This window comes from Roseospira goensis (assembly GCF_014197795.1).
Lineage (GTDB): Bacteria > Pseudomonadota > Alphaproteobacteria > Rhodospirillales > Rhodospirillaceae > Rhodospira > Rhodospira goensis.
Map to the genome: position 1 here is coordinate 1 of NZ_JACIGI010000058.1, position 12,137 is coordinate 12,137.

Annotated in this window: 14 protein-coding genes, 1 tRNA gene and 1 pseudogene; 11 read left to right on the forward strand and 5 right to left on the reverse strand. The window is 67.4% G+C overall.

Annotated features, from left to right (window positions below):
• Positions 1 to 196 precede the first annotated feature (196 nt).
• Both GGD88_RS17810 and GGD88_RS17815 read left to right on the forward strand, forming a co-directional pair.
• Positions 197 to 2,158: a phage terminase large subunit family protein gene (locus GGD88_RS17810; protein WP_184438018.1), complete on the forward strand. Its 1,962-nt coding sequence runs from the start codon at positions 197 to 199 to the stop codon at positions 2,156 to 2,158.
• A 58-nt stretch (positions 2,159 to 2,216) separates the two neighbouring features.
• Positions 2,217 to 2,915, forward strand: coding sequence for a hypothetical protein (locus tag GGD88_RS17815; protein ID WP_184438020.1), 699 nt, complete (start codon positions 2,217 to 2,219; stop codon positions 2,913 to 2,915).
• Positions 2,916 to 3,411: 496 nt separating this feature from the next.
• Here the strand turns inward: GGD88_RS17815 and GGD88_RS17820 are convergent, their stop codons facing one another.
• The 4 genes from GGD88_RS17820 to GGD88_RS17835 form a co-directional block, all read right to left on the reverse strand.
• Complete coding sequence (locus GGD88_RS17820; protein WP_184438021.1) at positions 3,412 to 3,738, reverse strand: helix-turn-helix domain-containing protein; 327 nt, start codon at positions 3,736 to 3,738, stop codon at positions 3,412 to 3,414.
• Positions 3,735 to 4,070: a type II toxin-antitoxin system RelE/ParE family toxin gene (locus GGD88_RS17825; protein ID WP_343056418.1), complete on the reverse strand. Its 336-nt coding sequence runs from the start codon at positions 4,068 to 4,070 to the stop codon at positions 3,735 to 3,737. The genes GGD88_RS17820 and GGD88_RS17825 overlap by 4 nt, the downstream gene beginning before the upstream one ends.
• Before the next feature lie 39 nt (positions 4,071 to 4,109).
• On the reverse strand, positions 4,110 to 4,424 hold the full coding sequence (locus tag GGD88_RS17830; RefSeq protein ID WP_184438024.1) for a hypothetical protein: 315 nt from the start codon (positions 4,422 to 4,424) through the stop codon (positions 4,110 to 4,112).
• Between the two features lie 578 nt (positions 4,425 to 5,002).
• Complete coding sequence (locus GGD88_RS17835; RefSeq protein ID WP_343056419.1) at positions 5,003 to 5,266, reverse strand: helix-turn-helix transcriptional regulator; 264 nt, start codon at positions 5,264 to 5,266, stop codon at positions 5,003 to 5,005.
• A 63-nt stretch (positions 5,267 to 5,329) separates the two neighbouring features.
• Between GGD88_RS17835 and GGD88_RS17840 the strand changes: the two genes are divergently transcribed.
• From GGD88_RS17840 to GGD88_RS19460, 9 genes and pseudogenes are all read left to right on the forward strand, one after another.
• The gene (locus GGD88_RS17840) at positions 5,330 to 5,782 is read left to right on the forward strand and encodes a hypothetical protein (protein ID WP_184438026.1); all 453 of its coding nucleotides are present in this window, start codon (positions 5,330 to 5,332) and stop codon (positions 5,780 to 5,782) included.
• Positions 5,775 to 6,008, forward strand: coding sequence for a hypothetical protein (locus tag GGD88_RS17845; protein ID WP_184438029.1), 234 nt, complete (start codon positions 5,775 to 5,777; stop codon positions 6,006 to 6,008). Before GGD88_RS17840 ends, GGD88_RS17845 begins: the two co-directional genes overlap by 8 nt.
• A gap of 89 nt (positions 6,009 to 6,097) precedes the next feature.
• On the forward strand, positions 6,098 to 6,565 hold the full coding sequence (locus GGD88_RS17850; RefSeq protein WP_184438031.1) for a MerR family transcriptional regulator: 468 nt from the start codon (positions 6,098 to 6,100) through the stop codon (positions 6,563 to 6,565).
• Between the two features lie 2 nt (positions 6,566 to 6,567).
• Positions 6,568 to 7,989: a phage portal protein gene (locus GGD88_RS17855; protein ID WP_246423858.1), complete on the forward strand. Its 1,422-nt coding sequence runs from the start codon at positions 6,568 to 6,570 to the stop codon at positions 7,987 to 7,989.
• Positions 7,979 to 9,847 carry a prohead protease/major capsid protein fusion protein gene (locus tag GGD88_RS17860; RefSeq protein ID WP_184438033.1) on the forward strand — a complete coding sequence of 623 codons (1,869 nt, stop codon included), beginning with the start codon at positions 7,979 to 7,981 and terminating at the stop codon, positions 9,845 to 9,847. The genes GGD88_RS17855 and GGD88_RS17860 overlap by 11 nt, the downstream gene beginning before the upstream one ends.
• Positions 9,848 to 9,849: 2 nt before the next feature.
• A complete protein-coding gene (locus GGD88_RS17865; RefSeq protein ID WP_184438035.1) occupies positions 9,850 to 10,065 on the forward strand; it encodes a phage head-tail joining protein in 216 nt (71 codons plus the stop codon).
• A 2-nt stretch (positions 10,066 to 10,067) separates the two neighbouring features.
• Positions 10,068 to 10,418, forward strand: a complete 351-nt coding sequence (locus tag GGD88_RS17870; RefSeq protein WP_184438037.1) for a DUF2190 family protein — start codon at positions 10,068 to 10,070, stop codon at positions 10,416 to 10,418.
• A 146-nt stretch (positions 10,419 to 10,564) separates the two neighbouring features.
• Positions 10,565 to 10,903: a helix-turn-helix domain-containing protein gene (locus GGD88_RS19000; RefSeq protein WP_246423859.1), complete on the forward strand. Its 339-nt coding sequence runs from the start codon at positions 10,565 to 10,567 to the stop codon at positions 10,901 to 10,903.
• A gap of 218 nt (positions 10,904 to 11,121) precedes the next feature.
• A pseudogene (locus GGD88_RS19460) lies at positions 11,122 to 11,730 on the forward strand (site-specific integrase); the annotation flags it as partial.
• A 151-nt stretch (positions 11,731 to 11,881) separates the two neighbouring features.
• Here GGD88_RS19460 and GGD88_RS17880 read toward each other — a convergent pair.
• Positions 11,882 to 11,957 (reverse strand) — tRNA-Thr (locus tag GGD88_RS17880).
• Positions 11,958 to 12,137: the final 180 nt, after the last annotated feature.

The window sequence follows — 12,137 nt, forward strand, 5'->3', positions numbered from 1 at the left end:
TCAAGGTCATCAAGCGGATGGCCTACGGTTTCCGGGATGACGCCTACTTCTTTCTCAAGATCCGCGCCGCCTTCCCCGGAATTCCGTGATGAACCTGAATTCGGCGTGTCCGAACCGGCCCTGCTTCATGCCCTCGAAACCCATGTGCGCCACCAACTGTGCGCCATGGTCGAGGCCCCGCCGGAGACCTTCGCCGATGCTGGATGATGCCGCCGCCTGGTGCTGGGATGCCTACCGCCGTCAGGCGGCGCCGCCGCCATTGCTGACCGTCTCGGAGTGGGCGGACACACACCGCCGCCTGACCAGCAAGAGCGCGGCGGAGCCCGGCCCCTGGCGCACCGACCGCACGCCCTACCTGCGCGCCATCATGGACGCCCTGAGCCCGCACGCGCGGTGGCAACGGGTGGTGTTCGTGAAGGGCGCCCAGCTGGGCGGGACCGAGGCCGGCAACAACTTCCTGGCCTATCTCATCCACTGGCACCCTGGTCCGATCATGGCCGTGCAACCGACCGTCGAGGGCGCCAAGCGGTGGTCGCGCCAACGCCTGGACGACTTGGTGGAGGCCCCGCCCCTGGCCGGACTGGTCCGGGACCCGCGAAGCCGCGACAGCGGCAACACCACCCTGTTGAAGGAGTTCCCCGGCGGGCTGCTGGTGGTCACCGGTGGCAACAGCGCGGTGGGGCTGCGGTCCATGCCGGTTCGGTTCCTGTTCCTGGACGAGGTGGACGCCTACCCGATCGATGCCGACGGCGAGGGTGATCCGATCGATCTGGCCGTGCAGCGCACCGCGACCTTCGGGCATCGGCGCAAGGTGTTCCTGGTCTCGACCCCGACCATCGAGGGGCACAGCCGGATCGAGCGGGCCTATCAGGAATCGGACCAACGGCGGTTCTGGGTGCCCTGCCCGCACTGCGGTGAATTCCAGGTCCTGACCTGGGATCAGATGCGCTGGACCGAAGGGGCGCCGGAGACGGCGTTCTACGCGTGCGCCCACAACGGGTGCGTCATCGTCAACGCGGACAAGGCGACCATGCTCCCCCGGGGCGAATGGCGGGCGGAGGCGGACGGCGACGGCGAGACCGCCGGCTTCCACATTTCGTCGCTGTATTCGCCTGTCGGCTGGCTGTCGTGGGCGGACCTGGCGCGCGACCACGAGAAGGCGAAGGACTCGCCCGCGCGGATGCAGGTGTTCGTCAACACCAAGCTGGGGGAGACCTGGCGGGACCAGGGCGAGGCCCCGGCCTGGGAACCGCTGTGGGAGCGGCGCGGTGGCTACACGGCCGGCGAGGTACCCGAGGGCGTGGCCGTGCTGACGGCCGGCGCCGACGTGCAGCCCGACCGCATCGAGGTCGAGGTGGTCGGATGGGGCGAGGGCTTCGAAAGCTGGTCGATCAGCACTCACGTGCTGGACGGGCCACCGGAGGGGGCCGAGGTGTGGAAGGCGCTTGACCAGGTCGTGCGCCACACGTGGCGGCGCCAGGGCGGGGGCGATGCCATGACGATCCAGCGGATCGCCATCGACTCGGGCTTCCTGACGCCGGCGGTGTACCGCTGGGTTGGGAAGACCGGGCAGAAGCTCGCCATGGCGATCAAGGGCCGGTCAAACATGCTGACCGCGCTGGGCACCGCGACCCGAACCGAGGTGACCGGCGCCGGCCGGCGGGCACGCACGCGCGGCGTGCGCGTCTGGACGGTCGGTGTGGACCTGCTGAAGGGGGAACTGTACGGGCGCCTTCGCCTGACGCGCGGCGATGACGGGGCGTTCCCGCCGGGCTACTGCCACTTCCCGGACGGATACGAGGCCGAATACTTCAAGCAGCTGACGGCGGAGGAGCTGGTCACCGGCACGAACCGGAAGGGATACGAAACCCGGGAGTGGCGCAAGACACGTCCGCGCAACGAGGCCCTGGACTGCCGCGTCTACGCCACGGCGGCGCTGCTGGCGCTGGGGGCGGCCCGCTGGGGGCCGGCGGAATGGGAGGCCCGGCGCCAGGCCAACGCCGGCGGCTTGCCCCTGTCCGCGCCCATGCCGGCGCCGCACGTGGCGGCGGAGGGTGGCGTTGCCTCAACCGACGTCACGCGGACGGGCACCGATACCGCGAACGCCGTTCGCGCTTCGGCCCGGCCGGCGGTCATCCGGTCCAGCTGGTTGGGGTAGGCGGCGCCAGGTTTTTGCCAGCGCGAACCCGCGTTGGCCGGAGAAAGGACAGCACACCATGCCGATCAAGCTTTCGATTGATGAGACCCTTGACGAAGCCCGTCGCGAAATCCGGGATTTCTCGGACCGTCAGGTCCCGTTCGCCCTCAAGCAGGCGCTCAACCGAACGGCCGAAGCGGGCAAGAGCCGCGCGCGTGCCGAGATGGCGCGGGTGTTCGACCGGCCGAAGCCCTTCACCTTGAACAGCCTGTACATCCTGAAAGCGTCGAAATCGTCGCTTCAGTCCGCCGTCGGGATCAAGGATGCGAGTTCGAAGGGGACGCCGGCGGCACGGTACCTCGCGGCGCAGATCGCGGGCGGGGACCGCCAGTCCAAGCCGTTCGAACGCGCGCTGCGGTCCGTCGGCGGTGTCCGGGTCAAGGCCCAGGCCGTCCCGGGCAAGGGCGTGCCCCTGGACAAACACGGCAACGTCACGCGCGGGCGCGTCACCACCATCCTGAAACGCCTTCGGGCCGAGGAGGGCACCCGGACCCGAAACACGGATAGTTACTTCGTCGGGCGTCCCCGGCCGGACCTGCCGGAGGGTGTGTGGAAGCGCGAACGGAGCCGACTCGTGCCCGCCCTCGTGTTCGTGCGCAAGGTCGAGTATCGGCCCCGCTTCGCCTTCCTGGATATCATCCGCAAGACGGTCGAGGAGGCGTTCAACGACCACTTCAAGAAGGAACTGCACGAGGCCCACTTGACGCGGAAGCGGTGACCGGGCCTCTGGAGCAATTCCCCAGAATGGGGGAAATGGCGAAAATCAAGAAGTTAGCGGCGACATGCCGGCCAAGGTTTGCCGCCTTTCCCATAGCGCGGTAGCATCGGAACCGGCGATGCTACCGCCCCAAAGCATCGGCATGCTATGCGATCGAAACTTGCTCGCCCGATTTGGTGAGCGAGGTATTCCCACGCTGGGAAGAACCTAAGTCTTTGATTTATAACAATTCGCCCGTTTTGGCGAGTCGCTCCGGCGGCCGCTGGTTCAATTGCCCAAATGGGGCGAAAGCGAAGCCCTTGATTCGGAACACGTTCGCCAAATCTGGCGAACGTGTGGGGGGGCTGCTGGCCGTGGCCATCCTGCGCCCCGCCGGAAGTCGTTGAAAAACTGAGCTCCCCGAAACGGGGGTGCTCAAATCCCCTCGCGAACCAAGCCGGATACGCGCCTTTCACGGCCGGGTCCCCTTGCGCAACCGCACGCCCGGTCAGGCGCCCTATTGTCCGGGGATGGTCTTGGTCTCCGCAGTGACCGGGCGGAGGGCGCGGCGCACCGCGTCCGGTTCCCGCTCCATGACGCGCAACAGCACCCGCGCCGCGCCGCTCGGGACACGCTGCCCCTGTTCCCACTTGCGAACCGTGGACAGCGACACGGACAAGGCCCCGGCAAAGGCGGGCTGGCTCATGCCCAGGCGCGCGCGAATCGCGGCCACGTCCGCCCGCTCGGCCTCAACCACCGTCTCGCGTGCGCGGGCTGCGTCGCCCTGGCCGTAAGCAATGGCGTCTTCCAACCCGTCGCGGATCGCCTCGAAAGCCTTGGTCATGGTCGTTTCCCATACGTGTCAACGAGCACCTGAACCAGCGCCGCCAAGTCGTTTCGTTCGGCACGGGACAGGTTGTCCTTCTCGGTCTTGGCGAAGACGGTCAACAGGAACAGCGGCATGGCCTCGTTCCGGTAATAGTAGACCACCCGCGCCCCGCCGCTCTTGCCGCGCCCTTGCAGGGCCACCCGTACCTTGCGAACCCCGCCGGTCCCGCGCATCACCGCGCCGCACTCGGGGTCTGCCGCCAGCATCGTTTTCAAGGCGTCGCGGTCGTCCTCATCCATCAGGTCCGCCGCACGGGAGATGAAGGCGCGCGTCTCGACGATGGTCACCAGCGGGCCACTTCGCATGATCAAGCATAACCCTTTGGGTTACCTTTCCGCAAGCCCGGCACCGGATCGGTTCCCGTCCGAGACGTCCGGCGCATCAAGATGGGCGGCGCCAATGGCCTGATACAGCGCGAACAGGGCATCATGCGCCTGGGCCGCAAGCGCGAACCACTCGGGGTTCAGGACGACCGCGGGGTGTTCCAACACGCTCCCGTCCACCGACTCCATCAGGAAGGAGGCCATGTGCAAGGCTTCGTGGCATCCATAGCTTCCGGGCTGGAACTTCTCGGGGTCCAGGTCCTCCCCCATGTCCGCCAGATACTCCTGGCGCAGGGCTTCGGTTCCCTCCGGGTTCATGGCCTTCCCCTCTGCAATCGCGCGTAACAATCTTGCTCGCCAAATCGGGCGAGCACAAACCCTCTTCGCGACTCAGACCGAGGACGCGCCTTTCACGGCCGGGTCCCCTTCCGCAATCGCACGCCCGGCCCACCGCCGTTCTCGGGAATGAACTGCACACCGGCCGCTTCGAGGGCCTGTTGGATCGCCAGAAGTGTCTTCGTCGCGGCGTTTGGCACCCCTTCCGCGCTCTCGATCCGGCGGATTGTTGACACTCCGATGGTGGCAGCCTTCGCCAAGTCATCGGCGGACCACCTTACCAATGCCCGCCCGGCACGGATTTGGTCGGATGTAATCACTTTCATCTCACAAATGAGTGGAAACCTCTTGACGTGATGGCGCGAAAAGAGGCACAAGTGAGATGAAAGCTATCACGGGATAGCACTTTCGTCCACCTTGGGGCGGAGCGGCCGGCGGGGAAGGTGGAAGCTCCCGTCGCCGGCCTGACCGAAACCCCGTGTAGGAGCACGAGGCATGGCTGTTTCGAGACATACCACGCCGCCCCCGGCGGGCGCCACACGCTCCCGCCGGGCGGTTTCTCACGGCGGGATCCCCTTCCGCAATCGCACGCCCGGCCCACCGCCGTTCTCGGGAATGAACTCCACACCGGCCGCTTCGAGGGCCTGGCGGACCAGACGTTGGTTGCCTCCGGTCATTGGCACTTCACCGTCCACAGCTTCCGAGCGGCGAACGGTAGCCAATCCGATCCCCGCCTTTTCCGCAACGTCCTGTGCTGTCCACCGCAGCAATGCGCGTGCCGCCCGCAACTGCGCCCCTGTGATCGTTTGGATATCGCTTGACACTCAGGCTATCTCCGTGGGATCGTCTGATCGTGAACGTATCATGCGATGCTTCAGGAGGCCACTATGAACACCACCACCCGCCGCGCCGTGTTGACGGTCGGTGCCCTCGCGGCGTCCGCCGCCGCCGTTCCCATCGCTGCCGTTGCCGGGTTCCGGTCGGACCCGCCGCCCATCGTACCGGCGCGTTTCGACGCCGCGTCGTGGTCGGATGCGCCGCCGGACGACCTGTTCGGTCTGGCCCTCATGCGGATCGGGGGCCGGCTCCGGCTGGTGGACCTCAACGGGACACCGGAGCCCGGTGACGAGGTGGTGGCTATCGTGAACGAGGCCTCGGGACGCACCCCACACTTCGGGTTGATCCAAGCCGCCGACCCGGGACCGCACGATCCGCGACCGTATGGTGACCGGTCCGTCTGGATGCGCATACCGGTACCGGACGGACACCATGCGGCGTGGGCCGTTCGAGCCGCCCTCGCGGTCGGTGTCGTGATCCAGGAAGGGCCGGACCATGACTGACGGAACGCCCGTGGGCATCGCCACCAGACCCAACCATGACCTTGCAGCCTCCGCCCTGGCCCGGGAAAGCGCGCGCATAGAGGCCCACCTTCGCGCCTTCGCGCGGCGCCGAGCAGAGGACCTGACCCGACCCTATCGGCGCCGGGCGCGGGCGAAGCGGGTGGCACGGTACGCGTTGGCGGTGCTGTCGGGCGCCGTGATGGGGGCCGTGGCGGCTGGGTTCTGAAAACGTTCTCCCTACCAACGAAAAAACCTATTGCATATGCACTAGCTTTGCCCTTAGGCTGGTGCAAGCGCAACAGGTGAGGCAGGCCAATGACCGCAAACCTCTCGTACTCCGCCATCGTGGTTTCCGCCGTTACGGGCATTCCCCGCAACACCCTGAATTCCTGGATTCACCGTGGGTACATTCCCGGTGCTTCGGAAACGGTGGCAGGCCGCGCCCGGACGTTCAGCTTCGCCGATATCGTCTCGCTCGCCTGTATTGCCGAGCTGGTCAATCATGATGTCCCGATCCGGGTTGCGGCCGAAGTCTTCAGTCGCCAGGACCTGCGGTCCTGGATCGACGTTCACCAGGAGTACGAAGAAGCGGGCGTTCCTGAAGAACCGCTTTACGTGTCCATCATCAAGGCGCGGGACACGGAAGGGCGGGACTACGTTGACTTCGCCCTTATGTACGATACGGCCGAACTTCAGGCGGAGGTCGCGGTCCGACGCTTGGCGGTGATCCTGGATGTTTCCGCGATCCGTCGCGAAACGGCCGAGAAGCTTCGGGGCGCCTGACGATGGCCGCGTCGTTCTCCCGCATGGTCCGGCGGCTGTTCCGCCGCTCGCTGGATGCCGGCGGGTTGGGGCGGCGCTGGTCCGGGGCTCCGGTGTCGGGTCGGTCCCTGACCAACGAGGTGATCGGCGCCGGCCGGACGATCCAGGCGCGGGCCACGCACGTCGTGCGCAACAACGCCCACGCCGGCGCCGCCGTCCAGGCCCTCGTATCCAACATCGTCGGGCCGGGCATCAAGCCGTCCTCGCAGCATCCCGACCCGGCCACCCGGGAGCGGATCCACGAGGTCACCGGGCGCCTGTTGGACCGGCTGGACTATGACAGTGCCGGGGGTCTCTACGGGTGCGAGGCCATGGGGTGCCGACAGATGATCGAGGTCGGGGAGTGCTTCGGGCAGTTGTTCGAAGACCCCGACGAACCGGGACTGACGCGCCTTCGCCTGATCCACGCGGACCAGGTGCCCTATGAATTCCCCATGGTCGGCCCCACGTCCCGCGTGCGCGCGGGCGTGGAGCTGGACGACATGGGCCGGGTGCAGGCGTACCACGTTCTTCCCCGCCGTCCGGACGATCCGACCGCGCCGTTCGTGAATGCCTTCACCCCTGTGCGGATCGACGCGCGGGACATGGTCCATCTGTTCCAGGCGCATGAGCCCGGACAGTTGCGCGGGCTGTCGTGGCTCGCGCCCGTGCTGCATAAGTTGCACGAGTTGGACCAGTTGGACGACGCCACCCTGGTGAGTGCCAAGGCCCGCGCCATGATCATGGGCGCGATCACCGACCCCGAGGGCAACGCGGGCGGCATGGATGGAACCCAGGACGGTGGTGTTCTGACCGCCGGCATGGAGCCGGGGAGCCTGCTGAACCTGCCCCCGGGCACGGGTGTGGACTGGTTCGACCCCAAGGCGTTCGAAGATTACGACGCCTTCACCAAGGCGCACCTGCGCGCGGTCGCGGCCGGGCTGGGCATCCCTTACGAGGTCCTGACCGGGGACCTGGCGGGCGTCAACTATTCGTCCATCCGCGCGGGTCTGGTCGAGTTCCGCAAGCGGCTGGAGCACTGGCAACACAACGTCATGGTGCCCCGGTTCTGCCAACCGGTGTGGGACCGGGTTGTCTCGACGGCCGGCGGAGTTGGTTTGTTGCCGGGCTATGCCGACGATCCCGCCGCGTTCCATCGCGTCGAGTGGCTGCCCCCGCGTCAGGAATGGGTCGATCCCAAGAAGGACGCCGAGGCGGAAATCATCGCCATCCGGGCGGGCCTGAAGTCCCGGACACAGTCCATCGCCGAACGCGGGTACGACGCCGAAAAGATCGATGCCGAGATTGCGGCCGAACAGGCACGCGCCGCCCGGCTGGGCCTGACCCTGGACACCAGCACCGCCACCACCACCCCGGCGCCGGAGGCCCCCGACGATGCCGCTTGATGCCCCTGCGCTGCGCACCCGCGCCGCCGGCGGGGCCGCCACCCTGAACCGGGAGGCCCGCACCGTGGACGTGGTGGCCCTGTCCGGCCCGGCGCCCGTGCCGCGCCCGGCGCCGGCGCCCGCGCCCGAGGTGCGCGGGGCGTGGATCGAGGAACTGGACGCGGCCAGTGCGGACCTGACCGGCTTCGGCGGAGCCCCCGTTCTCATGGATCACCGCAACGCCGTGGACGCCGTGGTCGGCGCGGTCGCGCTCGTCCGCGTCGAAGGGGCGCGGATCATCGCCAGCGTGCGGTTCGACGGCTCCGCGGAAGCGGACCGCCTGATGGACAAGATCCAGGCCGGATCGGTGCGCGGCGTGTCGCTGGGCTACAGCGTTCAGGCATGGACGCGCGCGGGCGCCCGCGACGGCCTGCCGGTGTTCCGCGCCACCAAGTGGACGCCCCGGGAACTGTCTTTCACCCCGCTGGGGAGCGACCCCGGCGCCACCGTGCGAAAGGAGCACATCACGATGGACCCCGAGACGAAGACGGCCCCGGCCAAGGCGCCAGAGGCCGAGTCCGGCAAGGACATCGAGGGCCGTGTGGGCGCCCTCGAAAGCAAGGTGGACGGCATGGCCGCCACGCTCGACGAGATCAAGGCGGCCGTGACCAAGGGTACGAACGACAACGCGCCCGCCGGCAAGGACGGACAGGACGGCGGGCAGGCGCGCGCCGCCGGGCCCGGTACCATGCATACCCGGGCGGCACCCGTCATCAACAACCGGCCCACCACCGTCTCCGGCGGCGCCGATTACACCGACCCGGCGGTGATCCGCCGGGCCATGGCGGGCGCGTTGGCGGCGCAGTTCTCGCCGCTGGTGAAGCCGGAGGGCATGGCGGCGCAGTTCATGCGGCATCGTGCCTTGGACATGGTGGCCGAACTGGAGGCGGCACGAGGCGAGCGCGTGAACGCCTTCGACCGGGACGCGGTGTTCAACACCATCTTCACCCGTGCCCATTCCACGTCGGACTTCCCGCTGCTGCTGGCGGATGGGGCGAACAAGGCGTTGCTGGCGCAGTATCAGGCGGCTGAACCGACCTACCGGAAGCTTGCGGCGAAGAAGCCGATGAACGACTTCAAGGCCCACAAGTTCCTTCGCGTCGGAGACTTCCCGGACTTCGTGGAAGTGGCGGAGGGCGCGCCGCATGAGCGCGGCACGATCAGCGAGAACCGCGAGACGGTGACGCCCAAGGAATTCGCAACCGGGATCACCATTGGCCGGCGGGCGCTGATCAACGATGACCTGGGCGCTCTCGCGGACTTCTCCGCCCTGATCGCCGTCCGCGCCGCCGCGTTCGAAAACGGGCTGGTGTATGACCTGCTGGCGTCGGATGGCCCGAACATGAGCGATGGCGTGACGCTGTTCCATGTCACACACAGCAACAAGGCTGGTACGGGCGCGGCGATCAGCGTGACCACCGTTGGCGCGGCCGTCGCGGCGCTGCGCAAGATGACCGGCCTGGACGGGATGAAGCTGAACGTCCAGCCGAAGTTCCTGGTGTGCGGTCCGGACACTGAATTGACCGCGCGTCAGGTCCTGGCCGCGATCACCCCGACCAAGTCCGGGGACGTGAACCCGTGGGCCGGGCAGCTGGAGTTGGTGGTTGACGCCAACATCACCGGTAATCGGTGGCATGTGGTGGCCGATCCGATGCAGGTGCCTTCCCTCGTGTACGGCTATGTCCAGGGCGCCGAAGGCCCCCAGATTCACACCGAAATCGACTTCGACACGCGCGGCGTGCGCGTGCGCGCGGGCCTCGATTTCGGGTGCGGGGCCATCGATTACCGGGGCCTGTACCTGAACGAAGGGTCCGCCTGATCATGGCGGACCTGGCCACCCTGATCGCCCGCCGTGATGCCCTCGAAGGGCAGATGGCGGCGGGCGCGTTAAGCGTCGAGCACGATGGGAAGCGGGTCACCTATCGCAACATGACCGAAATGGAGGCCGCGCTCTCCCGTCTCAACCGGGCCATCGCGTCGGCTTCGGGGACGGCCCGTGTTCACACCGTGCGCATTTCGACCACGAAAGGACTCTGATCATGGCGAAGACCTTCCTGCAGGATGGTGACCGGGTCACCGTCGCGGCGCCGGCCGGGGGTGTGTCCTCCGGTGATCTGGTCATTGTCGGTGCCATGGCGGGCGTGGCCCTGACCGATGCCAAGGCCACGGCCGACGTAGTGCTTCAGACGACGGGTGTCTGGACCCTGCCGAAGCTGTCCACGGCCGTCATCGGGCAAGGTGCCGCCGTGTCGTGGGATATCGACCCGGGGCAGGTGGTGTTGCCGGACTCCGGCCACTACCCCATCGGCACGGCGGTTCAGGCCGCCGGCAACGGCGCGGCCACCGTCGCGGTGCGCCTGGACGGCGTGGCGACCGCCGCCGCCGCGTGATGGCGCTTGCCCAATGGCTTTGGCGCCGGCCAATCGGACCCGGCGCCCGGTCCAGTCGGCGGTGACCGCAACAACACCGACAGCCGGCGGCGGGGGTAGGACTCCAGCCCGCGCGGCCGGCGATTGCATCTTTGAGGTCTTTGCGCATGACTGAGGTGGCCCGTCTTCCCGAATTGATGTCCGAGAAACGGGCTGCCAGTATACTGGACGTGAGCTTGTCCACCATCCAGAGGATGCGCAAGGCCGGCAAGATAAAGGCCAAGCTCATCGGTGGTCGCTGGAAATACCGCTTGGATTGGATTAAAGAATATTTAGATGAGGCGGACAACATATGCGAAAGCGCGAGCGCGTCTGTCAAATCGGCGAATACTATCTCACGAAACGGCCAAACTCAGACCGTTGGTGCGCCACATGGTTCGACGCTTCCTCTGGACAGACAAAGCGCGAATCGCTTGGCACAAGCGACCTTCGGGACGCGGAACTGAAGCTGGCCGCATTCGTGATCGAGCGCGGTCGGATGAAGGACGCCAGACCGACCGACACCCCCTTGGAGACCATTCTTGTGCGCTACTACAAGCAGCACGCCGAAAAACAGAGGACGGGGAGGGACGCCAAGACCGCGCTGCGGCGCTGGTCTGAGGCGTTTCCGGGCGCGCTGGTGGCTGAGGTGACGCACGAGCGGCAACGGGCATGGGTGGGCCGGATGCAGGCCGAGGGACTGTCCAATGGCTACATCCGGCGCGTCCTGGCCGTTGGCGCCGCCGCGTTGAACCGCGCGGCCCGGCTGGGGGAGGTGACGGCCGTTCCGCACATAGACCTCTCCCTTGCGCCGGAGGCGGAGCCGCGCGAACGGGTCTTGACCGTGGCCGAGGCTCGCGCCCTCCTGTCGGTGGACATGCCCGACCACATGCGGGTGTACCTGCTACTGGCCTTCGGAACCGGCGCCCGGCCGGAGGCGATCACCGACCTGACGACGTTCCAGTGCGATATCGAGCGGCGCGTGATCCGGCTCAATCCGCCGGGCCGCCCGCAAAACAAGAAACGGCGCCCGACCATCCCCATGGTGTCGCAGTTGGTTCCGGTCCTGGCCGGGCTGCCGGCCGGGCCGGTGGTCTCCTGGCACGACAAGCCGGTGGCCAGCGTGCGTAAGACGTTCCGCGTCGTGCGCGAGCGCGCTGGGCTGTCGGGTGATGTGTCGCCCTATGTGATCCGCCATACGGTGGCGACCGAGCTTCGGGCGCGCGGGGTGTCCATCGAAGACACGGCCGCATGGCTGGGGCATAGCACCGGATACCGCACGACCGAGCGGTACACGAAAATGAGCCCGGACCACCTGTCAGAAGCGGCCCGGGCTTTGGAAACCTACTTGAGCGAGATCGGAGCGGATTGCTTGGCGGCTGCCTCTCCGAACTCGGGTGACAACATCCACACGTTTGAGCGACGTGCTAGCAGGCTTCCGAAAGTGGTGCCGCAGGAGGGACTTGAACCCCCGACCCACGCATTACGAATGCGTTGCTCTACCAGCTGAGCTACTGCGGCATGAGCGGTACGGCGGCGGGCGCCGCGCCCGACCTAGGCGGCGCACCATAAGCGCCGCCGCCCTGCTTGACAAGCGTTCTGTCACGCCGTGTATGGGTTCAGGCTGCCTGAGACTCTGGAGAAGGCTCCTTGAGAGCGTTTTGAAGGTACGCGAGCGGGGTCAGGCCGTTCAAGGCGCGA

Excerpts from the sequence above, each read along its gene's own strand:
- GGD88_RS17820 (WP_184438021.1), bottom strand. The coding sequence starts at position 3,738 with ATGACCAAGGCTTTCGAGGCGATCCGCGACGGGTTGGAAGACGCCATT.
- GGD88_RS17830 (WP_184438024.1), bottom strand. The coding sequence starts at position 4,424 with ATGAACCCGGAGGGAACCGAAGCCCTGCGCCAGGAGTATCTGGCGGAC.
- GGD88_RS17865 (WP_184438035.1), top strand. The coding sequence starts at position 9,850 with ATGGCGGACCTGGCCACCCTGATCGCCCGCCGTGATGCCCTCGAAGGG.
- GGD88_RS17845 (WP_184438029.1), top strand. The coding sequence starts at position 5,775 with ATGACTGACGGAACGCCCGTGGGCATCGCCACCAGACCCAACCATGAC.
- GGD88_RS19000 (WP_246423859.1), top strand. The coding sequence starts at position 10,565 with ATGACTGAGGTGGCCCGTCTTCCCGAATTGATGTCCGAGAAACGGGCT.
- GGD88_RS17810 (WP_184438018.1), top strand. The coding sequence starts at position 197 with ATGCTGGATGATGCCGCCGCCTGGTGCTGGGATGCCTACCGCCGTCAG.
- GGD88_RS17840 (WP_184438026.1), top strand. The coding sequence starts at position 5,330 with ATGAACACCACCACCCGCCGCGCCGTGTTGACGGTCGGTGCCCTCGCG.
- GGD88_RS17815 (WP_184438020.1), top strand. The coding sequence starts at position 2,217 with ATGCCGATCAAGCTTTCGATTGATGAGACCCTTGACGAAGCCCGTCGC.
- GGD88_RS17870 (WP_184438037.1), top strand. The coding sequence starts at position 10,068 with ATGGCGAAGACCTTCCTGCAGGATGGTGACCGGGTCACCGTCGCGGCG.
- GGD88_RS17850 (WP_184438031.1), top strand. The coding sequence starts at position 6,098 with ATGACCGCAAACCTCTCGTACTCCGCCATCGTGGTTTCCGCCGTTACG.
- GGD88_RS17860 (WP_184438033.1), top strand. The coding sequence starts at position 7,979 with ATGCCGCTTGATGCCCCTGCGCTGCGCACCCGCGCCGCCGGCGGGGCC.
- GGD88_RS17855 (WP_246423858.1), top strand. The coding sequence starts at position 6,568 with ATGGCCGCGTCGTTCTCCCGCATGGTCCGGCGGCTGTTCCGCCGCTCG.